This window comes from Rhizobium sp. SRDI943 (assembly GCF_057653695.1).
In genome coordinates, this window is sequence record NZ_JBYGKN010000002.1 from 1,240,362 (window position 1) to 1,265,349 (window position 24,988).

27 protein-coding genes and 1 riboswitch are annotated in these 24,988 nt (G+C 62.5%); of the genes, 9 read left to right on the forward strand and 18 right to left on the reverse strand.

Annotated elements, in window-relative coordinates; all coding sequences use genetic code 11:
- Positions 1–140: 140 nt before the first annotated feature.
- On the forward strand, positions 141–1,349 hold the full coding sequence (locus AC245Y_RS30050; protein ID WP_003553851.1) for an amidohydrolase/deacetylase family metallohydrolase: 1,209 nt from the start codon (positions 141–143) through the stop codon (positions 1,347–1,349).
- Positions 1,350–1,372: 23 nt separating this feature from the next.
- On the opposite strand, the gene AC245Y_RS30055 is transcribed toward AC245Y_RS30050, so the two are convergent.
- A complete protein-coding gene (locus AC245Y_RS30055) occupies positions 1,373–2,221 on the reverse strand; it encodes an IclR family transcriptional regulator (protein ID WP_017996459.1) in 849 nt (282 codons plus the stop codon).
- Positions 2,222–2,470: 249 nt separating this feature from the next.
- On the opposite strand from AC245Y_RS30055, the gene AC245Y_RS30060 reads away from it, so the two are divergent.
- Complete coding sequence (locus AC245Y_RS30060; protein WP_003553847.1) at positions 2,471–3,328, forward strand: SDR family oxidoreductase; 858 nt, start codon at positions 2,471–2,473, stop codon at positions 3,326–3,328.
- Between the two features lie 82 nt (positions 3,329–3,410).
- Here AC245Y_RS30060 and AC245Y_RS30065 read toward each other — a convergent pair whose 3' ends face one another.
- Positions 3,411–3,626, reverse strand: coding sequence for a hypothetical protein (locus AC245Y_RS30065; protein ID WP_003547846.1), 216 nt, complete (start codon positions 3,624–3,626; stop codon positions 3,411–3,413).
- A gap of 127 nt (positions 3,627–3,753) precedes the next feature.
- Here AC245Y_RS30065 and AC245Y_RS30070 point away from each other — a divergent pair, with 127 nt between their 5' ends.
- Positions 3,754–4,377, forward strand: coding sequence for a TetR/AcrR family transcriptional regulator (locus tag AC245Y_RS30070; RefSeq protein ID WP_003553843.1), 624 nt, complete (start codon positions 3,754–3,756; stop codon positions 4,375–4,377).
- An 82-nt stretch (positions 4,378–4,459) separates the two neighbouring features.
- A complete protein-coding gene (locus tag AC245Y_RS30075; protein WP_017996458.1) occupies positions 4,460–4,648 on the forward strand; it encodes a hypothetical protein in 189 nt (62 codons plus the stop codon).
- Between the two features lie 48 nt (positions 4,649–4,696).
- On the opposite strand, the gene AC245Y_RS30080 is transcribed toward AC245Y_RS30075, so the two are convergent.
- Positions 4,697–5,137 (reverse strand): DUF1810 domain-containing protein, encoded by a 441-nt coding sequence (locus AC245Y_RS30080; protein WP_017996457.1) that lies wholly within the window; start codon positions 5,135–5,137, stop codon positions 4,697–4,699.
- A gap of 72 nt (positions 5,138–5,209) precedes the next feature.
- The gene (locus AC245Y_RS30085; RefSeq protein WP_017996456.1) at positions 5,210–5,488 is read right to left on the reverse strand and encodes a hypothetical protein; all 279 of its coding nucleotides are present in this window, start codon (positions 5,486–5,488) and stop codon (positions 5,210–5,212) included.
- A 275-nt stretch (positions 5,489–5,763) separates the two neighbouring features.
- Here AC245Y_RS30085 and AC245Y_RS30090 point away from each other — a divergent pair, with 275 nt between their 5' ends.
- A complete protein-coding gene (locus tag AC245Y_RS30090) occupies positions 5,764–7,134 on the forward strand; it encodes an amidase (RefSeq protein ID WP_012763256.1) in 1,371 nt (456 codons plus the stop codon).
- 66 nt (positions 7,135–7,200) lie between these two features.
- Complete coding sequence (locus tag AC245Y_RS30095; protein WP_017996455.1) at positions 7,201–8,061, forward strand: sugar phosphate isomerase/epimerase family protein; 861 nt, start codon at positions 7,201–7,203, stop codon at positions 8,059–8,061.
- 138 nt (positions 8,062–8,199) lie between these two features.
- Here the strand turns inward: AC245Y_RS30095 and betC are convergent, their stop codons facing one another.
- Positions 8,200–9,708, reverse strand: coding sequence for a choline-sulfatase (gene betC / locus AC245Y_RS30100; protein WP_017996454.1), 1,509 nt, complete (start codon positions 9,706–9,708; stop codon positions 8,200–8,202).
- A gap of 142 nt (positions 9,709–9,850) precedes the next feature.
- On the opposite strand from betC, the gene AC245Y_RS30105 reads away from it, so the two are divergent.
- From AC245Y_RS30105 to AC245Y_RS30115, 3 genes are all read left to right on the forward strand, one after another.
- Entirely contained in the window at positions 9,851–10,753 is a 903-nt protein-coding gene (locus tag AC245Y_RS30105; protein ID WP_017996453.1) for a choline sulfate utilization transcriptional regulator, read from the forward strand.
- A gap of 121 nt (positions 10,754–10,874) precedes the next feature.
- A complete protein-coding gene (locus AC245Y_RS30110; RefSeq protein WP_026157607.1) occupies positions 10,875–11,078 on the forward strand; it encodes a hypothetical protein in 204 nt (67 codons plus the stop codon).
- Between the two features lie 99 nt (positions 11,079–11,177).
- Positions 11,178–11,969: an HpcH/HpaI aldolase family protein gene (locus AC245Y_RS30115; RefSeq protein ID WP_012763251.1), complete on the forward strand. Its 792-nt coding sequence runs from the start codon at positions 11,178–11,180 to the stop codon at positions 11,967–11,969.
- Positions 11,970–11,972: 3 nt separating this feature from the next.
- Here AC245Y_RS30115 and AC245Y_RS30120 read toward each other — a convergent pair whose 3' ends face one another.
- From AC245Y_RS30120 to AC245Y_RS30180, 13 genes are all read right to left on the reverse strand, one after another.
- Positions 11,973–12,653, reverse strand: coding sequence for a spermidine synthase (locus AC245Y_RS30120; RefSeq protein WP_017996451.1), 681 nt, complete (start codon positions 12,651–12,653; stop codon positions 11,973–11,975).
- Positions 12,654–12,723: 70 nt separating this feature from the next.
- Positions 12,724–13,623 (reverse strand): ABC transporter ATP-binding protein, encoded by a 900-nt coding sequence (locus AC245Y_RS30125; protein ID WP_017996450.1) that lies wholly within the window; start codon positions 13,621–13,623, stop codon positions 12,724–12,726.
- A complete protein-coding gene (locus tag AC245Y_RS30130) occupies positions 13,620–14,423 on the reverse strand; it encodes an ABC transporter ATP-binding protein (protein WP_017996449.1) in 804 nt (267 codons plus the stop codon). The genes AC245Y_RS30125 and AC245Y_RS30130 overlap by 4 nt, the downstream gene beginning before the upstream one ends.
- A complete protein-coding gene (locus AC245Y_RS30135) occupies positions 14,420–15,298 on the reverse strand; it encodes an ABC transporter permease (protein WP_017996448.1) in 879 nt (292 codons plus the stop codon). Before AC245Y_RS30135 ends, AC245Y_RS30130 begins: the two co-directional genes overlap by 4 nt.
- A 1-nt stretch (position 15,299) precedes the next feature.
- On the reverse strand, positions 15,300–16,277 hold the full coding sequence (locus AC245Y_RS30140; protein ID WP_017996447.1) for an ABC transporter permease: 978 nt from the start codon (positions 16,275–16,277) through the stop codon (positions 15,300–15,302).
- Between the two features lie 56 nt (positions 16,278–16,333).
- Entirely contained in the window at positions 16,334–17,980 is a 1,647-nt protein-coding gene (locus AC245Y_RS30145; protein ID WP_017996446.1) for an ABC transporter substrate-binding protein, read from the reverse strand.
- 43 nt (positions 17,981–18,023) lie between these two features.
- Positions 18,024–19,046 carry a glycoside hydrolase family 3 N-terminal domain-containing protein gene (locus AC245Y_RS30150; protein WP_017996445.1) on the reverse strand — a complete coding sequence of 341 codons (1,023 nt, stop codon included), beginning with the start codon at positions 19,044–19,046 and terminating at the stop codon, positions 18,024–18,026.
- A 24-nt stretch (positions 19,047–19,070) separates the two neighbouring features.
- Positions 19,071–19,550, reverse strand: a complete 480-nt coding sequence (locus AC245Y_RS30155) for a GNAT family N-acetyltransferase (RefSeq protein ID WP_017996444.1) — start codon at positions 19,548–19,550, stop codon at positions 19,071–19,073.
- Positions 19,551–19,770: 220 nt separating this feature from the next.
- The gene (gene thiD, locus AC245Y_RS30160; RefSeq protein ID WP_017996443.1) at positions 19,771–20,580 is read right to left on the reverse strand and encodes a bifunctional hydroxymethylpyrimidine kinase/phosphomethylpyrimidine kinase; all 810 of its coding nucleotides are present in this window, start codon (positions 20,578–20,580) and stop codon (positions 19,771–19,773) included.
- Entirely contained in the window at positions 20,577–21,212 is a 636-nt protein-coding gene (gene thiE / locus AC245Y_RS30165) for a thiamine phosphate synthase (RefSeq protein WP_017996442.1), read from the reverse strand. The genes thiD and thiE overlap by 4 nt, the downstream gene beginning before the upstream one ends.
- On the reverse strand, positions 21,209–22,012 hold the full coding sequence (gene thiM / locus AC245Y_RS30170) for a hydroxyethylthiazole kinase (protein ID WP_017996441.1): 804 nt from the start codon (positions 22,010–22,012) through the stop codon (positions 21,209–21,211). The genes thiE and thiM overlap by 4 nt, the downstream gene beginning before the upstream one ends.
- Before the next feature lie 50 nt (positions 22,013–22,062).
- Positions 22,063–22,159: riboswitch (TPP riboswitch) on the reverse strand.
- 143 nt (positions 22,160–22,302) lie between these two features.
- Positions 22,303–23,991, reverse strand: a complete 1,689-nt coding sequence (locus AC245Y_RS30175; protein ID WP_017996440.1) for an ABC transporter ATP-binding protein — start codon at positions 23,989–23,991, stop codon at positions 22,303–22,305.
- Positions 23,988–24,932 carry an acetamidase/formamidase family protein gene (locus AC245Y_RS30180; protein ID WP_017996439.1) on the reverse strand — a complete coding sequence of 315 codons (945 nt, stop codon included), beginning with the start codon at positions 24,930–24,932 and terminating at the stop codon, positions 23,988–23,990. The genes AC245Y_RS30175 and AC245Y_RS30180 overlap by 4 nt, the downstream gene beginning before the upstream one ends.
- Between the last annotated feature and the right edge of the window lie 56 nt (positions 24,933–24,988).

Here is a 24,988-nt window from a genome sequence, read left to right on the forward strand (position 1 = left end):
GGTGTCGGCCACGTCATTGTTCTTGACAGCGGCATCCGCGGCTTTATTCTATTATAAAGATTTATATAGCATAACTATGGAATTTTAGATGGAGGACCGAGGAGTAATCCCGGCCCAAGACTTCGAAAGGAATGCATGTCATGCCCGGCGACCAGGCGAAGAAGCCGCTTCTCCTCACCAATGTCAAACCGATGGCTTTCGGTTCTGGCCCATCCGAGGGGGCGACCGACATCCTCGTCAATGCCGACGGCAGGATCGCCGAGATCGGTCCGTCGCTTTCCGTCTCGCAGGATGTGACGCGCATCGACGGCAAAGGCGCCTTCATTTCGCCGGGCTGGGTCGATCTGCACGTGCATATCTGGCACGGCGGCACAGATATTTCCATCCGCCCGTCCGAATGCGGCCTCGAGCGCGGCGTCACTACGCTCGTCGATGCCGGTTCGGCTGGTGAGGCGAATTTCCATGGCTTCCGCGAATATATCATCGAGCCCTCGCGCGAACGCATCAAGGCCTTCCTCAATCTCGGCTCGATCGGCCTCGTGGCCTGCAACCGCGTCGCGGAATTGCGGGATATCCGCGATATCGATCTCGACCGCATCCTCGAAGTCTATGCCGCAAACAGCGAGCACATCGTCGGCATCAAGGTGCGCGCCAGCCATGTCATCACCGGATCCTGGGGCGTCACCCCGGTCAAGCTCGGCAAGAAGATCGCCAAGATCTTGAAAGTGCCGATGATGGTGCATGTCGGCGAGCCGCCGGCGCTCTATGACGAGGTGCTGGAGATCCTCGGCCCCGGCGACGTCGTCACCCACTGCTTCAACGGCAAGGCCGGGTCGAGCATCATGGAAGACGAGGACCTCTTCAATCTCGCCGAGCGCTGCGCCTCAGAAGGCATCCGTCTCGACATCGGCCATGGCGGCGCCTCCTTCTCCTTCAAGGTCGCCGAGGCGGCGATCGCGCGCGGGCTTCTGCCGTTCTCGATCTCGACCGACCTGCACGGCCATTCGATGAACTTCCCGGTCTGGGACCTGGCGACGACGATGTCGAAGCTGCTCAGCGTCGGCATGCCTTTCGACAAGGTGGTGGAAGCCGTCACCCATGCACCGGCATCCGTCATCAAGCTGTCGATGGAGAACCGGCTTGCGGTCGGTTCGCAAGCGGAATTTACTATTTTCGACCTGGTCGATTCCGATCTCGAGGCGACGGATTCCAACGGCGACGTTTCGGTCCTCAATAAGCTGTTCGAGCCGCGCTATGCGGTGATGGGCGCCGATGCCTTTGCCGCCAGCCGCTATGTGCCGCGGGCGCGCAAGCTGGTGCGCCATAGCCACGGCTATTCCTACAGGTAGGATCCGCTGAAGGGCGCAAATGCTTAGCGGTTGCGCCAGCCCATCAGCTTTTCGATCCGTTCCGCTGAACTGCGCACATGGGCCGTATAGTGGTTCTCGTCGGAAAACGCCTTCTGTTCCGGCAGCACGATGGAAATGGTGGCGACGCACTGGCCATCGCGATCGCAGATCGGCGAGGCGATGCAGGCAACCGCGTAGTCGGATTCTCCCGCCTGGATCGAAAGGCGCGATTCGAAGGCCTTGCCGGCGGCTTCCGACAGCGTGCCTGGATCGATCTCGGCGCGGCCGGTCGGTGAAGAGCGGGCGCAGCGCTTGAACAGTTCGATGCGCTCGTCTTCGGCCAGGTGGCCGACGAGCAGGCGGCCGGAGGCCGTCCAGTTCAGCGGCACCCTTGTGCCGACGCGGGACGCCACCTGAAAATGGCTCGGACCGTCGGCCATGGCGAGCACCAGCATATAGTCGCCGTCGCGGCCGCAGACCTGCACGGTTTCGCCGGCCTGGCGGCAGAGATCGTGCATTTCGTGGGTGGCGATGCTCATGAAATCCAGCGACCTGGCATAGGCAAGGCCGTAATGGTAAAGCCGCGCGCCGAGCCAGATCGAGCCGTCGGCCTGGCGCGTCAGCATGTTCTTCTCGACGAGATCGTCGACGATGACGTAAACGGTCGACAGCGGCGCCTTCACCGCCTTGGCGATAGCATAGACGCCGGCGGGCGATCCGGTCTCGTAAAGATGGTCGATTACCTGAAGCGCCCGGTCGATGCCGCTGACGCGCGCGCGACGCGCGGTCTTGCCACCGGTCTCGCCGGCAACACCCTCATCTTCGGAATAAACTGCTGCTGATGTCTTTCCGTCCAATTCAACGCCCCTCATGAAAACGCGACTATGTTACATTACTATGGCATAGCTGTCGCCGTGGCAAATGGCAACATTTCGCGGGTTGCCAGTCGGATTGGGCCGATCAGATGAGGCTCCGTTTTCAATCATCACCGGAAATTTAGGATGCGGCGACGGCCGTGAGCGCGCACAGCGCGAGCGGTTGCTCGAGAAGGTCGTTCCGCCGCGAGACTTGGAACAACAAGCACCAGGCCGAGTTTGATCTCTGAAACTCAGGAGGTCACGATGCCAAATTATCCCACACCGCCTTTCCCGTCCCAGAAGCAGCCGATGCCGGGTTTCACGGCACAGATGGACCCGGTTCCCGACCATGGCGAAAAGAGCTATCGCGGTTCCGAGCGGCTGAAGGGCAAGCGGGCGATCATCACCGGCGGCGATAGCGGCATTGGCCGGGCAGTGGCGATCGCCTATGCCAGGGAGGGTGCCGATCTGCTGCTGTCCTATCTCGACGAGGATGAGGATGCCGATGAGACGAAACGGCTGGTCGAGCAGGCCGGACGCAAGGCTATCCTCGTCAGCGGTGACATCCAGGATCCCGCCCACTGCAGACAGATCGTCGAGACGGCGGTCAAGGAGCTCGGCGGTATCGACATTCTCGTCAACAATGCCGCACATCAGGCAAGCTTCAAGAGCATCGACGAGATCAGTGATGAAGAGTGGGAACTGACCTTCAAGGTCAATATCCATTCGATGTTCTACCTGACCAAGGCGGCCGTTGCCCATATGAAGCCCGGCAGCGCCATCATCAACACGGCTTCGATCAATTCGGACAATCCGAACCCAACGCTGCTTGCCTATGCGACGACCAAGGGCGCGATCCAGAATTTCACCGCCGGCCTTGCTCAGCTTCTGGCCGAGAAAGGCATTCGCGCCAATGCGGTGGCGCCAGGGCCCATCTGGACGCCGCTCATCCCATCGACACTGCCTGAAGAAAGCGTCAGTAACTTCGGCAAGCAGGTGCCGATGAAACGGCCGGGACAGCCGGCCGAGCTTGCCACAGCCTATGTGATGCTGGCCGATCCCTTGTCGAGCTACGTCTCCGGCACGACAATCGCGGTCACCGGCGGCAAGCCGATCCTTTAAAGCGGCAAGGGCCGCCGTCTGGTTATGACGGCAGCCCTCGACGGGGGCAGGGAGAGATCCCCAAGCTGTTTAGGCGGCTTCCTTAGCCGAAGCAGGGCATTGCCGGCAGATTGGCGCGGCTTGCGAGTGCTCCGATCATATTGCCCACCGATGTCGAGCGCGGCTCGCGTTTGCGGGCGGCCGTCTCCAGGAGTTGCTTGAAGTCTTCAAGCTTTACGCCGTCGGCGCGCAACACCATGGCGATCAGGGGGTCGCGAAGGGCTTCGGATATCGTCAGGTCATCTCTGGTCTTTGTCATGGTTGTCCTCCTTTCGTGGGCGGTCGCCCGTGTTCCACTTTCCGCTGCCATGCCCTCGGCATTGACTTTCGCGTTTTGTGGTGTTACCGGTAAGTAACAATGCATTTGTTACCGATCGGTCACATTGATGTCAAGGACTACGTCCTCAAAAAAATCAGAAACTTCGAATGAAATCTCCGCAGCCGTTTTAGAAGATCGCATCCCGCCGCGGGAGCGTATCGTCTCGACCGCCTCGGAGCTTTTCCGCGAGCGCGGCATTCGCGGCATCGGCGTCGATGCCATTGCCGACGCGGCTCTGACCAACAAGATGACGCTCTACCGGCATTTCGGCTCGAAGGACGAACTCGTCTGCGAAACGCTGCGCCGCGCCTCCGAAAAGGCGGGTACCATCTGGCGAGATCTGGAAGCGGCCTATCCCGACAATCCGCGCGCCCAGCTGGATGCCTGGGTGGAACTGCGGGCGCAATGTCTGAACGGTGAGCCCGCCGGCTGCGATCTCGCCAATGCCGCCATCGAGCTGAAGGGCGAGGGCCATCCCGCCCACGAAATGATCGAGCGGCACAAGGCCGAACAGCGTGATCGCCTGGCTGCGCTCTGTTCGGCGGCCGGCGCGCGCGAACCCCAGCTTCTTGCCGATACGTTGACGCTGCTGCTCGAAGGCGCGCGCGTCAGCCGCCAGGCCATGGGCGCTGCCGGCTGCTGCGGTCATTTCGCCAAGGCCTGCCAGGCGGCAATCGCTTCTTTCGCCTGACGACCACAAGTGTGTGGGAGGGGAACCTTACCGCTTCCATGCCGTTTTCACACTAACCCGAGAGCGATGTGGAGGCAGGGAGATGAACTACGTCTATCTCAAACGCCTGTATGCCAAACGCGCCGAGCTTGAGGCCAAGCTGGAGCTCCATGATGCGCGCTATTGTTTCGGCGACGAAGAGGTCGATGACGGCACCGACAGCGATCTGCGTCAGCGGCTGAGCGAAATTTCCGAGGAAATTGCTACGCTGGAGAGCAGGCCGGGCCGATAACTATTTAATTTGCGACAGTATTCAGATTTTAAGCCGACCGGCATAAAATCAGTCGGTGCTGGCACTGAGGATTTTCATCGTTCGATCGTCGAATTTTCCCTGATAAAAATGCTCGATCACTTGGTGGAAGGGCGAACCGTGATCGCTGATCGCGGCAAACAAGGTCATCGACGAGCGCAGCTTGAGGTCGTCGGGTGAACCCAGGATTGCGTGCGCCGATCGGCCGTTCACGGACAGGATCGCCTCGACGCAACGCAGCAGCCGGCTTGAGAGAATAGGATCGGCGAGATAGGCGGCGGCTTCCTCCGCCGAGCGGATCGCATATTTTTCGGCCATCGCCGACGTACCGAGACCGGCGACCTGCGGGAAGATGAACCACATCCAGTGGGAGGTCTTGCGCCCGGCTTTCAGCTCTAAGAGCGCTTGTTCGTAGACGCCGTTCTGGGCGTCTATGAAGCGGTGAAGCTTGAAGTCGATGTCGCCGGCCATGGTCCTTTTCCCTTTTCCTGCTGTCGATGCAGCCTGGGCCAAGGTTTCCACGCCCGGCAATATGTTTTGCTATCAGCAAACCCTCTCAGCGTAAGGGCTGCTGTCGCGGCAATGGCCGTAGGCCGGGTGCGGCGGCATGTTATCGCCGGCCGGGGCGGCAATGGCCGATGTCGTCATCGGGTCCGTATTGCCGGAAGAATATGCGGCAAACCCCGCAAAGCTCAAGAGAACCAGCGCTCCGACCACGACAATGCGCTCGAAGGCTGAAAGTTTCTGGGCGCTGACATGATCTACATAATCGCGCTCGCCTAAACCGGCGGTTTCGTCCTCTTTCGCATGAAGTGTCACCATATCCTGGCGACGGCTTAAAGTTTCACAATCTGTCATTTCAATTACTCCTGCAACACATGCGGCGCCGGTCTCTTTAGGGCAAACTCCCACCCTCGTGCCGAACCGCTTCCGCATGCGAGCAGCATGTGTGTCTTCGATCGTGGCAATTGAAGGGGCGATCTTCAAACGCAGTGTTCAAAAAATCGTACCAATAAATGCAAAATATCGTGAAGCTCTGGTTGACCGGAATGATCCGGGGTAGTCCAGAGAGGAACATCTCTCTTCTGGATAGTCCCATGAGCAAATCCTACGGCGCGATGTCGGTCGCGCAGCTTTCCGTCCTCATTCAAGGTGGCGCGGTCGATCCGGTCGAGGTGACCGAGGCGGTTTTCGATTCCATCGCGCATTATGCCGACAAGGCGGTTTTCACCACATTGCTCGAAAGCCGGGCGATGGAGGAGGCGCGCGCCTCTTCGCGGCGTCTGCGGGAAGGGCGCTCGCTTGGATTGCTGGATGGCATTCCGATTGCCTGGAAGGATCTTTTCGACATGGAAGGCCTGCCGACGACGGCGGGTTCCGTCGTTCTGGCAAAGGATATGCCGGCCAAGCGCGATGCGGCTGTTGTCGCTTTGCTCAGGCAGGCGGGCATGGTCGCCGTCGGACGCACAAATATGAGCGAGTTCGCCTTTTCCGGCCTCGGCATCAATCCGCATTACGGCACGCCGGTAAATCCGCGCGGCACTGATCTTCCACGCATTCCGGGCGGCTCGTCCTCTGGCGCCGGTGTCGTCGTCGCCGCCGGACTGGTTCCGGTCGCCATGGGCACCGATACCGGCGGCTCGGTGCGTATTCCTGCCGCCTTCAACGGTATCGTCGGCTATAAGGCGACGCGCGGTCGCCACGCGATGGCAGGCGTCTATCCGCTGGCAAAGAGCCTGGATTCGCTGGGGCCGCTCTGCCGCAGCGTCAGGGACGCGGTCTGGATCGATGTGGCAATGCGCGGCCTGACGGCGCCTGATGTCGTTGAGCTTCCCCTGCAAGGGCTGGAACTCATCGTGCCTGAAAACATCGTCTTCGACGGAGCGGAACCCGGCGTCGTCGCTGCATTCGAGGCAGCTTTGGAACGTCTTCAAAAGGCCGGCGCTAAGGTTGCCCGTACCGTCATTCCCGCCTTCGACGAGATATTCGAGCTGATGACGAGATATGGTCCGCTGGTGACGGCGGAGGCTTTCGCACTTCACCGCGAACGCTTGGCCGGACCGGATGCGGACAGGATGGACCACCGTGTCGTCATGCGCACCCGTCTCGGAAGCAAGACGACGCTGCCCGATTACCTGGCGATCCTCGATGCGCGCAGCCGCCTGATCGCCGATGTCGAGCGCCTGGTCGGCGACCGGCTGCTCGCCTTTCCGACTGTCGCCCATGTCGCGCCGCCGATCGGGCCGCTGGAGCAGGATGACGAGCTGTTCTTCGCGACGAACAACAAGACGTTGCGCAACACAGCACTTGGCAATTTCCTCGACTGGTGCGGCGTTTCCATTCCCTGCGGCACCGGCGAGGCTGGCATGCCTGTTGGATTGCTGCTTTCGGCCACCACCCATCGCGATGAGGCGCTGCTGGGGATTGCCCTTGCCGCCGAGCCGATCATCCGCGACGATTTTGCCTGAATTGGCAATTGAACCGCCGGGATTTAGTTGCCATTGATGGCATGAGGAGATGCTGGAGGAAGACACGTGCAGGTTTTGCAAAACGGACGTTTCGCGGTTTCGACATGGTCGCTGCATCGGCTGCTTGGCGCCGTTTATGCCTATAGCCCCGATCCCGACAAAAGTGCCGCGCCTAAGGAACCCTATGGTCCCGGTGCTGCGGCGTTGATCGATGTTCCGGCGGCGCTTGCGGCACGCGGCGTCAACCGGCTGGAGGTCTGTTCCTTCCATCTGCCGAGCCTCGACGCCGCCTATATAAGCGAATTTCGCGATGCGATGGCGACCTCGAACGTGCTGTTCCAGACGCTGCTCGTCGAGGACGGTGATCCGAGCCATCCCGAGGCCGCCGAACGCGACGTCAAGTGGATGGCGGGGTGGATCGACATCGCCGCAGCCCTCGGGGCTGAGAGGATGCGCGTCATTGCCGGCAAGCAGAAGCCGACGGAGGAAAATCTTACCCGCGCGGCCCATCATCTGAACTGGTTGGCGGAAAAGGCGGAAGGCAGCGGTGTGCGCGTCGTCGTCGAGAACTGGTTCGACCTGCTGCCGTCGCCGGTCGAAATGAACTGGCTGCTAGACCGGTTGGACGGCAAGGTCGGGCTTAACGGCGACCTCGGCAACTGGGCGGCGCCAGCGAAATATCAGGGCCTTGCCGATATCATGGGCCGGGCGGAAATCTGCCATGCCAAGGCCGACTACGGCGTTGCCGGTCTCGATGCCGAGGATTACCGCACCTGCCTGGAGATGTGCGAGAAGGCCGGTTATGCCGGCCCCTTCACGCTGATCTACGACTCGCCCTTCTTCCCCGATGAATGGGACGGCATCCTGCTGCAAAAGACGTTCATCGAGGATTTCCTGCGCGAGGCGCCGGCGCGCAAGACGGCTTAAATCAGAAGCACTTCTTTCTCATTCCCAGAGCATGATGGCGAAAAGTGTGAGCGGTTTTCGGACGCCATCATGCTCTAACTAGATAATGTAGAACAGGATTCAGAATTTTGGGCCGACCCGGCCTAAAATCATCCTGTTCTAGCGCGGGAACCTTTGGTTTTCCTCCAGCACGTTCAGATCCATGTGATTGCGCATGTAGCGTTCCGAGGCTTTCTGCAGCGGCTGGTAGTCCCATGGATAATAGGCCCCGTTGCGTAGTGCCGCATAGACCACCCAGCGGCGCGCCTGGCTTTCGCGCACGGCTGCATCGAAATCGGAAAGGTTCCAGCGCCGGCCGGCCTGTTCGACAAGCCTTGCCAAGATCTCGGCATGGGCCGGGTCGGCCGCCAGATTGTCGAGTTCTTGCGGATCGGCCTCGAGATTAAACAGCATCGGCGGATCCTTCTCGCAGAGCGAGATCTTGTATCGTCCGTCTCGGATGCAGACGAGCGGCGCCTCGGAACCCTCTGCGGCATATTCCATCGGCACCGGGCTGCGGCTGCCGGTGCCTTCGGCAAGTGCTGCGAGATCCTCGCCCTCGGTCCACGGCTTCAGCGAGGCGATATCGATCCCGGCAAGACCCGCCAGCGTCGGCGTCACGTCGAGTGTGGAGACAGGCTGGTCGATCCGTCTGGGCTTCCAGCCGGGTGCTGCGATCATCAGTGGAACTCGGGCCGATCCTTCGAAGAAGTTCATCTTGAACCAGAGGCCGCGATCACCGAGCATGTCGCCATGGTCGGAGGCAAAGAGGATGATCGTGTTTTCAGCCATGCGGCTCCGTTCGAGGACGCCGAGAATGTCGCCGATCTTGTCGTCGACATAGGAAATATTGGCGAAATAGCCGCGCCTTGCCCGCCTGATCTGCTCATCGCTGATGTCGAAGGCGTCGTGATCGCAGGCTTTCATCAGACGCTGCGAATGCGGGTCCTGCCGCTCGAAGGCAATCGGCGCAACCGAAGGGTCTAGTGCCGGGCAATCCTCATAGAGGTCCCAGAATTTGCGGCGGGCAACATAGGGATCGTGCGGATGGGTGAAACTGACGGTCAGGCACCAGGGGCGCTCGTCATGGCCGCGCGAGAGATCGAACAACTTGCGGGTGGCATGGTAGGCGACCTCGTCGTCATACTCCATCTGGTTGGTGATCTCGGCAATGCCGGCGCCGGTGACCGAACCCAGATTGTGATACCACCAGTCTATGCGCTCGCCGGGCTTGCCATAATCGGGCGTCCAGCCGAAGTCGGCCGGGTAGATGTCCGTCGTCAGGCGCTCCTCGAAGCCATGCAACTGGTCGGGGCCGACGAAATGCATCTTGCCGGACAGCGCCGTCTGGTATCCGGCAGCGCGCAGATGATGCGCATAGGTCGGAATGTCGGAGGCAAACTCCGCCGCATTGTCATAGACGCGGGTTCGGCTCGGCAACTGCCCGGACATGAAGGAGGCCCGCGCCGGTGCGCAGAGCGGGCTTGCCGTATAGGCGTTGGTAAAACGTACGGAGCGCTCCGCCAATGATTTCAGATGCGGCGTATGCAGAAAATCGGCGGGGCCATCGGGAAAGAAAGTGCCATTCAACTGATCGACCATCAGGATGAGGATATTCGGATGCGCCATGTGACATTGTCTCCTATGGTCTCAAAGGCCGGGACGATCTTGCTGGAAGGGGACGTCCCTTGCTATTTGCAGATCTTATCAAAGCCAGTATCATAGTGCCTGTAAAGCTGGCTTTTTTCGATGGCTGCCAAAAGGAATTTTTATGCCAGACCGCCGGCCTGAGCTGGGATGGATGCGCATCTTTACGGAGGTCGCAGGGCTCGGCAGCTTTTCGGCCGCGGCGGCAGGTCTCGGTCTTACGCAGCCTGCTGTCAGTTATCAGATTCGGCGGCTGGAAGAGCAGTTCGGCGTCGCCCTGCTGCGCCGCCAGCACCGCGGCGTCGAGTTGACCGCGGAGGGAGAGCGGCTTTTCCAGGTCGCCGCCAAGACGGTCGGTGATATCGATGCCCTGGCGCGCAGTTTCCGCACTGAGGCTCAAAGGCCGGTGGTCAGGCTGAGAACCGACTATGCCTTTTCAGCGCTTTGGCTGATCCCGCGCATGCACGGCTTTCGCCTGCTTCACCCCGAAACGGATCTACAGATCGTCGCGACCCAAAGGCTTGAACCCGGCTTTCGTGACGACGCGGATGTGGTGGTGGTTTTCGGCACCAAAGCGGAATTCGGCGCCATCGGATCGCTTCTGCTGCAGGAAAAGGTCGTGCCCGTCTGTACGCGAGGCTTTCTCGATCGCAACGGTCCGTTCGACGATCCGCAGCAGCTTGCCAAAGCGATCCTGATTCATCTCGACTCGCCGATGCCATCGCCCTGGTTCGATTGGCGAAGTTATCTCGCCGAATTCTCCGTTACTCGCGATCTCCATGCCGGCCGCGGTGATGTCAGTTTCAACACCTACTCGCTGGTCGTCCAGGCCGCTCTCAGCGAACAGGGCGTGGCGATCGGCTGGATGGGGCTGGTCGATACGCTTCTCTCCACACATATGCTGGTGGAAGCCGGGCCGCCGCTCGAGGCCTGGGACCGCGGTTACTGGCTGATACCGCCGCGATCGGCAAATGTTGATAGCGAGAGGCTCAGCACCTGGCTGGTGGATGAAGTCGGCAGGACATGACATTCGGACGGAGGCTGGCGCGTCATTGCATCGGGAATATGTTCGCGCTCAAGGAGAGAAGCCTTGTCATGACCGATGCCGATCGACATTGTGGCATCGATTCATAGGGAAGGGCCGAAGCATGTTGCGAACCGTCGGATACGCCGTTGGACTGCTCCTGATCCTCCTCGGGCTGATCTGGATCGCCCAGGGAAGCGGTTATTTTCCCTATCCCGCGTCCAGTTTCATGATCAACCAAAGCATCTGGATCCTCTGGGGAGGCATCATGGCTGCGGCGGGGATTGCCGTGACGGTCATTATTTCACGGCTGCGCCGGAGAGGATAAGCCGGCAACCGTGCATAGCTTTGAGGGAATTCGACATTGAAGAGTTCCTCGAGGTGAAATATCTGGCCGCTGGCGGCCTGTCGAATTGAGGAGAATGGCATGAGCGCAGCTGAAATCGACGGCTTTGCGGACCGGATCAGGCACCACCGAGGCGGCATGATCTCCGCCTGGATCGGTATTCCCGACGCCACGCTCGCCAATCACCTGGCGCAGGAGGCCTTCGACGCCATCGTGCTGGATATGCAGCACGGCATGTGGGACATGCCCTCGGCCGCGAACGCCGTTGCCCAGGTTCGGCTTGCCGGCAAGCCGGCGCTGGCGCGCATACCGGTCGGTGATTTCGCGTCCGCCTCGCGCCTGCTCGATGCCGGCGCCTCCGGCATCATCGCGCCGATGATCAATTCGGCCGAAGACGCGCAAGCCTTCGTCAAGGCCACCAAATACCCGCCTCTCGGGGAACGCAGCTGGGGACCGTCCCTGGCGCTGAACCATACAGGCCTGTCGGCCGATGATTATCTGAAGAACGCCAATGCGCTTACCGTCGCCATTGCCATGATCGAGACCCGGGCAGCCCTTGAGGCGATTGACGACATCCTTGGCGTTGCCGGTATCGATGGCATTTTCATCGGTCCTTCCGACCTTTCGATCGCACTCTCGAACGGCGACCAGGTGGCGCCGAACGCCGCCGAGATCGACAGCGCCATGCAGCATGCGGTTTCACGCTGCCGCGCCCATGGCAAAGTCGCCTGCGCCTTTGCCGGCGACGGCGAGCGGGCCGGTGAACTGCTGAAGTTCGGTTTCGATCTGGTCATTGCCGGTGCCGAGACAGCGCAGCTGCGCTCCGGCGCCCGCCGCGCCATCAATGCCGCCCGCAGGATCGCTTCGGCTTGAACGTCATTTCACCGGCTTGACGGCCAGCCAGATGACGTGGCGGGCGCCGCCGCGTTTGCCGTTGGCGCGCGTGTTGACCGCATCGACGGCAAACCCGCTGCCCTTGAGACGCCGCGTGAAATCGGGGTCCGGACCGGACGACCAGACGGCGAGCACGCCGCCGGGGCGCAACGCGTCGCTGGCGGCGCGAAGGCCGGCAAAATCGTAGAGCCGGTCGTTGGATTTGCGGGTCAGGCCGTCAGGGCCGTTATCGACATCGAGCAGAATGGCGTCATAGGCAGCCTTGCCGGCGCGGATCGCCTCGCCGACATCGCCCTGATGGATGCCGACGCGCCGATCGTCGAGACAGCCTTTGAAGACCTCGGCCATCGGCCCGCGGGCCCAGGCGATCACGGCCGGCACCAGTTCGGCGACGATGACGCCGGCATCTTCGGGAAGGACGGCAAGAGCGGCGCGCAGGGTGAAACCCATGCCGAGCCCGCCGATCAGGATCCGCGGCTTCGGATGCGACTTGATCCGATCCCAGGACAGGGTCGCCAGCGCTTCCTCCGAGCCGCTGAGGCGGCTGTTCATCAGCTCGTTGGCGCCAAGCATGATCGAGAACTCGCTGCCGCGCTGCTTCAGCCGCAATTCGCCGTTCTCACCGGGAATGGTCGCGGAATCGAGCTGGATCCAGGGCAGCATGACGGCTTCGCCTCGCATGAAAGGAAGCGTCCCCTAGCATAGGGCAGGCGACGAGGCCAGCAAGCCGGCCTCAGATCATCCGCATGAAATGATCCTGCTCGAATTCGACGATGTCGTCCTGCGGCACGGCCGAACGGCGGCGGATGTCCTCTACCTCGTCGGGCCTCAGCCGGGCCTTCGGGTCGTCGAAGCGGACCTCGGGATCGGGTACGGCCGAGAGCAGCAGACGGGTATAGGGATGCAGCGGATTGTCGATCACCTTGGCGACGTTGCCCCATTCGACGATCTGGCCGGCATACATCACGGCGATGTCCTCGGCGACATAACGGGCGGTGGCGATATCATGGGTGATGTAGAGCAGGCCGAGATTCATCTCCTGCTTCATCTCGTTCAACAGGTTCAGCACACCGAGGCGCACCGAGACGTCAAGCATCGAGGTCGGCTCGTCGGCGACGATCACCTCCGGCTTGACGGCCAAGGCACGAGCGATGTTGACGCGCTGGCGCTGACCGCCGGAGAGCTCGTGCGGATATTTCGGCGCGACGAGATCGGGATCGAGCCTGACGCGTTGAAGCAGTTCGCGGACCGCAACGTCGATCTCGGCCCCCTTGATCTCCGGGCGGTGCAGCTTCAGCGGCCGCCGGAGATGATGGGCGATGGTGTGGGCGGGGTTCAGCGAGGCGAAGGGGTCCTGGAAGATCATCTGCACCGAGCGGCGGTAGCGGGCGATCTCGGCGGATTTGGCGGCCTCGACAGGGCGGCCCTTGTAGAGAACCTGGCCCGATGTCGGCAGATATTCGCGCATCGCCATGCGGGCGCAGGTGGTCTTGCCGCTGCCGGATTCACCGACCAGCGCCAGTGCCCGGCCGGCATGCAGCGAAAACGAGATGGCGCGCGCCGCATGCACGGCCGCGGAGCCGTGACCGAAGGTCTTCGTCACCTGGTCGAGTGCGAGAATGGCGTCCGTCATAACAGCACTCCTCCATGCAGCGAGGGGAAGGAGGCCCAGAGCTTCTTCGTGTAGTCATGCCTGGGCGTCCTGTAGATCGCCTCGGCCGTGTTCTGCTCCACCAGTTGGCCTGCGAGCATGATGCCGATACGGTCGCAGAATTGCACCATCAGCCCGAGATCATGGGTGATGAACAGCACGGAAAAGCCGAAGCTGCGGCGCAGTTCGTTGATGCGCTGCAGGATTTCGCGCTGGACGACGACGTCGAGCGCTGTCGTCGGTTCGTCCATGACGACGAGCTTCGGATCGAGCGCCATGCAGATGGCGATGACGATACGTTGGCGCATGCCGCCGGAAAACTGGTGCGGATAGTCGCGCATGCGATCCGGCGCGATATCGACGAGTGTCAGCATCTCGGCGGTGCGGTCGCGGGCTGCAGCACGGCTCATGCCCTTGTGGGTGCGCAGCATGTCGTAGAACTGCGTCTCGATGCGCAGCACCGGGTTCAGCGAGTTCATGGCGCTCTGGAACACCATCGCAACCTCGCGCCAGCGAAACGCGCTGAGCGCCTGGCGGTCGAGGCCGAGCACGTCGCGGCCGTCGAGCAGGATGCGGCTCTCTTTGCGGATCAGCGCCGGCGGCTTGTGCAGGCGGCTGATGGCAAAAGCGATGGTGCTCTTGCCGCAGCCGGATTCGCCGGCAAGGCCGAAGACCTCGCCGGGCGCGACATCGAAGCTGACGTCGTCGACGGCGCGGAAATCCTTCTCCTCGCCGATATAATCGATGGTGAGGTTCCTCACCGAAAGCAGCGGCTGCGTCACAGGCGGCCCTCCCCTGTTCGAACGAGCAGGGACCAGCGCTTCAGGTGATTGCCGGTGCGCAGCCGCGGATTGGCGATCTCGTCGACGGCGAAGTTCAAGAGCGACATGCCGATACCGAGGAAGGCGAGCGCGAAGCACGGGGTGAGAATATCCCACCAGGCGCCGACCGAAAGGGCCGAAGCCTTCTGCGCATTGTAGAGCATGGTGCCCCAGGAGATCGCTCTCGGATCGCCGAGGCCGAGGAACTCGAGCGTCGCTTCGGTGATGATCGCGAAGATGACGCTGCCGATGAAATTGATGCCGACGATTGAAATCACGTTGGGAAAGATCTCGAATGTCATGATGCGCCATTGCGGCTCACCCATCATCTCGGCCGATTTGACGAAATCCTTCTGCTTGACGGAGAGCGTTTCGGCGCGGGTGACGCGTGCACCCCATGCCCAGGAGGTGGCGCCGAGGATGAGGGCGATGACGAGGGGGCTTGCCTGGCCGATGAAAGCGGCGAGCACGAGCAGCAGCGGTAGGTTCGGAACGACCAGCACCATATTGGTGAAGAAGCTGATGATCTCGTCGGTCTTGCCGCCGCGATAGCCGGAGATGATGCCGAGTGCGGTGCCGACGAGCGTGATCAGCAGGCCGGCGCCGAAGCCGACGGCAAGCGAAGTGCGGGCGCCGTAGATCAGTCGGGCAAAGACATCCTGGCCGATGCGGGTGGTGCCGAGGATATGATCGAGCGACGGCGACTGGTGCGGTCGTCCGGTGCGGGCGGCGGGATCGTAGTGTGTCAGCAGCGGTGCTGCGATCGCGACGAGGACGATGAAGGCGATGATGGCAAGCCCGATCAGCGCCTTGCGATTTCGAAGCAGGGTCTTCATCTCACGCTCCCTTCAGCCGCGGGTCAAGCAGCACATAGCTGACGTCGACGATAAAATTGGCGATCAGCATGGTCGCGGTCATGATGAGGAGCTGGCCCTGGATGACGGGATAGTCGCGGGCGAGGATCGCCTGGTATAGAATATTGCCAAGGCCGGGATAGTTATAGACCACTTCCGTTACCAGGGAGCCGCCGAGGATGGTGCCGATGGCGATGGCAAGGCTGGAGACGGTCGGCAGCAGGGCGTTGCGCGCCGCGTACCATAGCATCACATGCCGGTCGGAAAGGCCCTTGGCGCGGGCCATGATGATATAATCCTCGCCGAGCAGGTTGATCATGTTGTTGCGCATGGTGACGGTGAAGCCGCCGATCAGCACGGTGCAGAGCGTCACCATCGGCAGGATGCCGTGATAGGCGAGGCTGCCGATATATTGCAGGCTGAAGGCCGGATCGAGCGATGGGTCGGCGGCATAACCGTTCGGAAACCAGCCGAGCGTGAAGCCGAAAATGAAGAGCACGATCAGCGAGGTGACGACGGCCGGCACCGAGGTGGCGAAGATCGCGCCGACGGAGACGATGACATCGAACGTGCTGCCGCGGCGCCAGGCGGCGACGATGCCGAGAAAGGTGCCGAGCGCGAAGCTGACAATCGTCGCCGTGCCCATCAGGCCGACGGTCCAGACGAGTGCATGGCCGAGCACCGAGGTGACCGGCAGCGGAAAATACTTGATCGAGCGGCCGAGATCGCCGGTGAAGATGCTGCCGAGATAGGTGAGGTATTGTTGCCAGAGCGGACCGTCGACGAAGCCGAAGGTAAGCTTCAGCGCCTGCAGGCTTTCCGGCGGCAATTCGGTGCCGGCGCTGGAAAACATGATCTGCACGGGATCGCCCGGCATCAGCCGCGGCAGGAAGAAATTGATTGTCGCTGCCGCGATGAAGGCTGCCATGTAGAAGACGAGGCGGCGAAGCAGGAAAGCCATGGGAACTCCGTCGTGACGGAAGCGGCGCTTTACGCCGCTCCCGAGGATTGCGATGCTTACTTCACCGGCTCGAGGGCCAGCAGGTTCAGCAGGCGTGCCGGATTGGTCCGCGAGATCGACGGATTGACGAAGGGGTTTTCCTTGGTCGACCAGCCGGTGAAGCGCTTGGTGTTGTACTGATACCAGTTCGGATTGTTGAACACCGGAATGACAGGCATGTTTTCGGCGACGATGCGTTGCGCCTTGTTCATCGCGTCCTTCTGCTTGGCAAGGTCGGCGGTATGGGTGAACTCGGTGACGAGTTTCTCGACCTCCGGGTTGAACCAGCGCTGCGCGGTGAAGCGGGTCTTGCCCTTATCCGAAGCACTGAAAGCGCGCTTGTAGGGGTAATAGGGCGAGGCCGATGCCGGCAGGCTGTTGATCGCCGCATCGAAGGTGCCGTTGATGAGGTTGCCGGTCCAGACTGCTTCCTCCGGCGTTTCGATCTTGGCGTCGATGCCGACCGCCTGCATGCCCTCGACCGCGAGGTTGACGGTGTCGATCCAGTCCGTCCAGGCGCTGGGGACGATGATCGAGAAGGAGATCTTGGTGCCGTCGGGATTGTCGCGGAAGCCGTCGCCGTCCTTGTCGTTGTAGCCCGCCTCGTCGAGCAAGGCCTTGGCAGCATCGGCATCATAGGTCGCGAACTTGCCGAAGTCGGCCTTGACGGACGGGTCCGCCCAGCTCTTGTAAAGCTCGCCCATCAGGCCGGGGTCTTCGTTCAGCGTCGGATAGCCGTAGCCTGCGACGTCGATCATCGTCTTGCGGTCGAGTGCCATCGAGACGGCACGGCGGAACTTCAGGTCGTTGAAGGCCTTCTTGTTGTTCTCGTTCGCCGTTTCCAGGTTGAACAGGAAGGCGACCATGCTGCTTGGCGAATACCAGTAGTGGAAATGCGCCGGATCCTTGGAAACATAGACATTGTCGATATCGGGAATGAAGGAGACGCCCCAGTCGAGCGTGCCGTCGGCCGTTGCCGTCAGCATCTGATTGTTGTCGGCAAGCTGCGGGAAGCGCATGCAATCGACCTTCAGGTGCTCGTTGTCCCAGTAATTCGGGTTGCGACACTGGTCGTAGGTCTGGCCGGTGAAGCGCGGCACTTCCGTCAGCGGGCCGCTGCCAACAGGGGTCTCGTTGGCGAAGGTCACCGGATCAGCGACGTCCTTCCACACATGTTCCGGAACGATCGGCAATTGCGAGATCTGCTCGGCCGCAAGCGAGCTCGGATTGGCGAGCGTGAAGCGCACCGTCTGGCCGTCGACGGCCTTGATATCGGTGATGAAGGTCCAGATGCTGACGAAGTCGAGCGCCGGAAATTTCTTCAGGTAATCATAGGTGAACTTGACGTCGGCTGCGGTCAGCGGCTTACCGTCCGACCATTTCAGGTTCGGGCGCAGCTTGAAATCGATGCTCTTCAGGTCGTCGGAGAGCTTGAAGCTTTCGGCCAGGCGATAGACCGGCTTGTTGCTGTCGAAGCGATTGAAGACGACCAGCGGCTCGTAGATGAAGTCGAGCGTGGACTGGCGCGACGAGGTCTGGTTGAACGGATTGAAGTTGCGGACCCAGGTCGTCGCCGGTTCGATATTCACTGTGAGGATCGTTTGCGCCATGGCAGATCCCGAAAGCAGCGTTAGTGCGGCGGCGGCAAGAAGATATTTTTTCATGTCTTATTCCCCTTTTCTTATGCGGTGAGAGATGAGGTGCCGGTCAGGAGACCAACGCGCTTGCAAACATGTCTTCGACTTCCGCATGGGCGGCGCGGACATCGATCTTGAGATTGCCGAGGCGGGCCTTGCCGGCGGCGATGCGCTTGAGGGCGGCTTCCGTCAGCGGGCGGGCGGCCTTGGCGGCGGCTTCGCTTTCCGGAATGTCGCCGTGGCTGTGGAGCGCAATGTCGTAACCTGCGTCGAGCACCTGTTTGACGCGTTCCGGCAGGGTGCCGGAGAGCGACTGCATGAAGATGCAGTCGGAAATCAGCACGCCCTCATAGCCCATGTCGTTGCGGATCACGTCGTGCATAACAGGCGAGACCGACGCCGGCAGCTCAGCGTCATAGGCCGAGTAGACGACATGGGCGACCATGGCCCAGGGCGTATCCTTCAGTGCCACGAAGGGCTTGAAGTCGGTGGCGGTGAGCGTCTCACGGCTGGCATTGACGACCGGACGCTCCTTGTGGGAGTCGAGCGTCGCCCGGCCATGGCCGGGAATATGTTTGATGACAGGCATGTTGCCGGTCTCGAGCAGGCCATCGACCACCTCGCGGCCGAGGGCAGCGACGAAATCGGGATCAGGGGCGAAGGAGCGGGCGCCGATGACCGCACTCGTCGTCTCGAAGACGAGGTCGAGAACGGGCGAGCAGCCGCTGGAAAGGCCGAGTTCCGTCATCATCGCGCCCATGGCCTGGGAGGAAAGGCGCAGTGCTTTTTTGCCGAGATCGAAATCGCGGCGTGCAAGTTCGGAAAACTGGCCGAAACTGCGGAAGAGCGGCCAGGGGCCGGCATCGAGATGCTGAACGCGGCCGCCTTCCTGGTCGGTGAAGACAGGCGCGTCGTCGCGGCCGACGGCTTCGCGGAAGCGGTCGATCAGGCGCCTCGTCTGCTCCGGCTCGCGCTGATTGCGCCGGCCGACGAAGAGGCCGAGCGGATTGGTTTCGCGAAAGAGGGCGAATTCATCATCCGAAATAGTGGGATTCGGAAGGCCGACGAAAAGGGCGAGCGGGGTCGAGGACAATTCTGTAACTCCGGGATCAGATGGTCATTTCGGCGTGCTTCTCAGCATGCCTTCGTAGATGCCCTTGTCGGGGGCGGGGATGATGGTTGCACCTGCGGTCCTGGCGTAGAAATCGACCGGGCCGGCATCGCCGATGAAGGCATAGGCGTGGCCGAGCGTCTTCATGGTCTGAAGGCAGGCGGAAAAGAGGGCGAGCCCGATGCCCTTGCCGCGGGCGTCGGGATCGACGCCGGTCGGGCCGAAGAAGCCGCGCGCCGTCGTGTCATAGCAGGCAAAGCCCAGGAGCTTGCCGTTTTCGACTGATATCAGGCAGGCAACGGGCTGGCGGGAGAAGGCGACCGCGACTTCGCTTGCCCAGTTCTCGCTGAACCGTTCGCGAACCCAGCTGACGATAAGATGCAGTTCCGGGGGGAGGGCCGGACGGATGGAGACGCCGACATCGCCGGCTTTGCGTTTCAGGTCGGCGAGCTCAGTGGAATATAGGCTCACAAGCAGGTCTGGCACCCGTCACTCCTCCAGTTATTCCGTTATTGCGGAACATATCCCCTTTTAGTGTCATAGACTTGGCTATCTGGCCGGGCTTGTCAACAAGGTTTTTCAAACGGCCAAAGGCGCGACCCGCCGCCGCCCTCCGCGGTTTCGACGCAAAGTAGGTGCCGGACACAAAAACGGCCCGGGAAGGCCGGGCCGTTGTCGATTGGCGGAATATTGGTGGAACGAGCGCCTATTCGCCGTCTTCCCAAAGCGCATGAAAATGCTGCACCGGGCCGTGGCCGGAGCCGACGCTTAGGTGTCCGGCAGCGGCGACCGCGCCGGCGAGATACTCCTTGGCGATGGCGACGGCCTCTTGCGCCGAGGCGCCCTTGGCGAGCTCGGCCGTCAGGGCGCTGGAGAGCGTACAGCCGGTGCCATGGGTGTTCTTGGTCGGCACGCGCCTGGCTTCGAACCAGTGCAGGCCGGCGGCAGTGGCAAGCACGTCAGGGCTCTCGTCGCTGTCGAGATGGCCGCCCTTGACCAGCACTGCGGCCGGTCCAAGCGCCCGCAAGCGCTCGGCCTGCGCCGCCATCTCCGCCCGGTTTGTCGCGACCGGCTGGTGCAGTAGGGCGGCGGCTTCGGGCAGGTTCGGGGTCAGCAGCGTGGCAAGCGGCAGCAGCCGGCGGGTCAGTACGTCGACCGCTTCGGGCGCGAGCAGAGCGGCTCCACCCTTGGCGATCATGACCGGGTCGATAACGATCGGAATGTCGCGGTGGTCAGTCAGCGCACCGGCAACGGCTTCGGCGATGCCAGCATTGGCGATCATGCCGATCTTGACGGCGTCGACGCGGACATCGGCAAAGACGGCATTGATCTGGTCGGCGACGAATTGCGGCGGCACCAGATGCACGCCGCTGACGCCTTGCGTGTTCTGCGCCGTCAGCGCGGTCAGCACCGCCATGCCGTAGACGCCGCGGGCGGAAAAAGCCTTGAGATCCGCCTGGATGCCGGCGCCGCCGGAGGGATCGGAGCCGGCGATCGAGAGAACGTTGCGGATCATGCGCGGGCCTTTCGGATTTCTGCAGCGATGCGGCGCGTGGCCGCTTCGGGGTCGGGCGTGCCGCAGATGGCGGAGACAACGGCAAGCCCGCTGGCGCCGGCGGCGAACACCTGGGCGACATGATCCGCCTTGAGCCCGCCGATAGCGACGGACGGCACCGGCGAGGCCTTCACCAGCCTTGCAAGGCCGTCAAAGCCGATCGGCTGCTTGTGGTCGGCCTTGGTCGGCGTCGCAAACACTGGCCCGACGCCCGTGTAGTCGACGAGATCAGGGTCGACCGCGTTCGCAAGCGCCTCGCTCTCGACCGACAGGCCAAGGATCATGTCGGGGCCGATCATCGTCCGCGCTCTCATCGCATCCATGTCCTCCTGGCCGATATGCAACCCGTCAGCGCCGATGGCGATGGCCGCCTCGACATCGTCGTTGACGATGAGGAGGGCGCCGGTTCCATCCAATGCCTGTTTCAGGGCGCGGCCGGTCTCGATCATCCCGATGGTGCCGGCATGTTTGACGCGCAGTTGCACCATGGTGGCGCCGCCGGCAATGGCAAGGCGCGCAGTTTCGACCATGCCGATCCCGGCGCAAAGATCGGGGTCGAGGACGAGATAGAGCGAAAGGTCGAAAGCCTTCATGCCGCTGATATCCTTGCCCTGGCGTCAAGCGTTTCGGCGTCGAGCGCGGCCAGCGCATCGAGGAAGCGCCAGGAGAAGGAGCCGGGCCCGGCCGCTCCAAGTGCGGCCTCCTCGCCGGCGATGGCGAAGGTTGCAAGTGCCGCAACCGTCGCGCCGAAGATATCCTCAGGTGCCGTCGCGGCAAAGGCGCCGACGAGGCAGGTGAGCGAGCAGCCGAGCGCTGTGACCTGCGGCATCAAGGCCGATCCGCCTTCGATGCGCACGGCCCGCTCGCCGTCGGTGACGAAATCAACCGCGCCGGTAACGGCAACGACCGCCCGCTGCAGCTCAGCGAGCCATCGCGCCGAACCTTCCGCCTGTTCGACCGGGTCGCGGCTGTCGACGCCCTGGCCGCGGCTCTCTCCGCCGGCCAGCGCTATAATTTCGGAAGCGTTGCCGCGGATGATGGTCGGACGCAGCGCCAGGAGGTCGGCGACGGCGTTACGGCGGAAAGCCGTCGCATAATGCGCGACCGGATCGAGCACCCAGGGTTTGCCGGCGGATGTCGCCGCCTTCGCCGCTGCCTGCATGCCGTCGATCCATTGCGTCGACAGCGTGCCGATATTGATGGTCAGCGCACTGGCGATCCCGGCGAACTCGCCGGCTTCTTCAGCGGCATGCACCATGGCGGGCGAGGCGCCTGATGCAAGCAGAACATTTGCGGCAATGTTCATGGCGACGTAATTGGTGATGCACTGAACGAGCGGCGGCTTCTCGCGCATCGCCTTCAGCATCGCTCCGGGTGTGGTCTTGGTCTGCATATGGCCCCTTTCAGGCGGGGGCGGGCACGGGGCGGTTCGTGCGGGCGATGCCGCGACCCCGAGCGACTCCCTCCGCCGGCATTATCCGGTTCAGGTTCGAAGGGTGCTTCTCAGCCCGTCTGTCGACGGGCGCCCCTGTCTCTCATCGCGCTCTTTTTCGCAGAGAACGGGGCTGATGTCACCCCGAAAATGACAATCCTGCGACCGACGCGGCGCGCGTCTCTTTTACGAAACGCGGTCAGCCGACGAGGCGCTCCTCGTCGACATTTTAGTCAGTCTCAAACCTTCAATCACGCATGCGCTTCCTTGCCGCGATAGACCTCCGGATCGGGGATCGGAACCGCGGCGATCAGCGCGCGGGTGTAGTCATCTCTCGGGTTTTCGAAGATATCCCGCCGTGTGCCGGTTTCGATGATGCGGCCGGCGCGCATGACGGCGACGTTGTGCGACATGCGCTCGACCACCGCCATGTCGTGGGAGATGAAGAGATAGGCGAGCCCCATCGTCTCCTGCAGTTCGAGCAGCAGGTCGAGCACCCGGGCGCGGACCGAGACGTCAAGCGCTGCGACGCTCTCGTCGGCGACGATCAGCTTCGGCTCCAGTGCCAGGGCCCGGGCAATACAGATGCGCTGGCGCTGGCCGCCTGAGAATTCGTGCGGATAGCGCGTCGCCGCATCGGGTGTCAGGCCGACCCGCCGCAGCAGTTCGGCGACGCGGTCCTGCCGTTCGCTGTGGTTGCCGATGCCGTGGATGAGCATCGGTTCGCCGATCGCCTTGCCGACGGCCATGCGCGGATCGAGCGAGGCATAGGGATCCTGGAAGATCATCTGCGCCGAGCGGCGCACGGGCCGCATCTCGCGCTGGCTGAGGCCGGCGATATTGCGGCCGTCGATCAGGACATTGCCCTTGAAGGGGATGAGACCGAGCACGGCCTTGCCCGTCGTCGATTTGCCGGAGCCGCTTTCGCCGACGAGGCCGAGCGTTTCGCCCGGCAGGATATCGATGGAAACGCCTTCGACGGCTGCAACCGGCGGCTTGCCCTTGAAAAACCGGCTTGCGGCACTGCCATAGGTGACGGTGAGGTCGCGCACGTTCAGAACCGGCGTGCGGTCCGGATGCAGCGTCTCGACGGCGCGCTGCGTGATGCGCGGCGGACGGTCGGTGCCGGCAAGCGCGCCGAGCCGCGGGACGGCGGCGAGCAATTGCTGGGTATAGGCCTCCTTCGGTCGTTGGAAGATGGCGAGCGCCGTTCCCTGCTCGACGATCCTGCCATTCTGCATGATGACGACGCGGTCGGCCATTTCGGCGACGACGCCCATGTCATGGGTGATCAGGATGATCGAGGCGCCGAATTCGCGCTTCAACTCGCGCATCAGTCTGAGGATCTGCGCCTGCACGGTGACGTCGAGTGCCGTCGTCGGCTCGTCGGCGATCAGCACCTTCGGCCGGCAGGAGAGCGCCATGGCGATCATCACCCGTTGGCGCATGCCGCCGGACAGCTCGTGCGGATATTGCTTCAGCCGCCGGGCCGGCTCGGTGATCTGCACTGCATCGAGCATCTTCAGCGCCACCGCCTCAGCATTGTTGCTGCCCTGGTGCGCGCGGATTGCCTCGGTCAGCTGGTTGCCGACCGACATGACCGGGTTGAGCGAGGTCATCGGCTCCTGGAACACCATGGCGATATCGCCACCGCGCACGCTGCGCATCGCCCGGTCGGAAAGCGTGAGCAGGTCGCGCTCGCCAAGCAGCACGCTGCCGGAGGCGACCCGCAGCGAGGCTTTCGGCAAGAGCCCCATGATCGACAGCGAGGTGACCGACTTCCCCGAGCCGGATTCGCCGGCGATGCAGAGCGTTTCGCCGCTTGCAAGCTCGAAGCTGACATCCTCGAGCACCGGCTTGCGGCCTTCGGGGGTGCGGGCATCAACGCTCAGATTGCGAAGGCTGAGCACCGGTGCCGCGGCGGGCATGGCTTCGTTCACGAGAACACGATCCTCGGGAAGTAGAAGGAAACCACCCAGTTCGGCTGGTCGACGATCTCGCTGATGCGCAGATCGCCGCAGACGGAGCAGAGCAGATAGGCATCGACGGCGCTCATGCCGTGTTCGGCGCCGAGAAGATCGATCATGCGCATGACGCTTTCGCGCGCCCCGGTCATCAGGTCAGGGCCGATGCCTGTCGTGACCTCGTAACCGGCGCCGTCGAGATGGCGGGTCACCGGTTCGGTCGTGGTGAAGCGCGGCGTCTGCAGCTTGGCGTCCTTGACGAGCTCGATCGTCGCTTCGACGTTCATCTGGCTTTCGATCGCCGTGCCGCAGACTTCGCCATCGCCCTGCGCGGCATGGGTGTCGCCTATCGAAAACAGCGCGCCGTCGACCTCGACGGGCAGGTAGAGCGTCACCCCCGCCGTCAGGTCGCGGATGTCCATGTTGCCGCCGACGCGACGTGGGGGAACGACGGAGTGGGTGCCGGGCTCGGCGGGGGCGACGCCGATCGTGCCGGCAAAGGGCTTCAGCGGCACGCGGCCGCCCGGACCATAAAGAGCGGGCACCATGCTGTTGGCGTCATAAGACCAGACGTGCAGCGCCGGATCCTTGAATTGGTCGGCAAGCAGGCCGAAGCCTGGAATATTGGCCGTCCAACCGACGCCCGACGGAATGAATTTGCGTAGCGTCACCTTCACCGCATCGCCGGGTTTGGCGCCTTCGATATAGACCGGGCCGGAGACCGGGTTGATCTTGCCGAAATCGAGCGCGTTCAGCGTTTCGAGCGTCGCGTCGCTTCCGAGCTGGCCACCCGATGAATCCATGCAATCGAAGTGGATCGTCTCGCCGGGCTTGGCGACGACGGCGGGGGTGAAATCCTTGTTCCAGCCGAAATTATGCTGGGCGCGGTGGATCGTGTGGGTGCAGGCGATGCACATGTCATGTCTCCCTCGATTTTATGACGCCTTCCCGGCCGGGACCGGGAAGGCTTTGT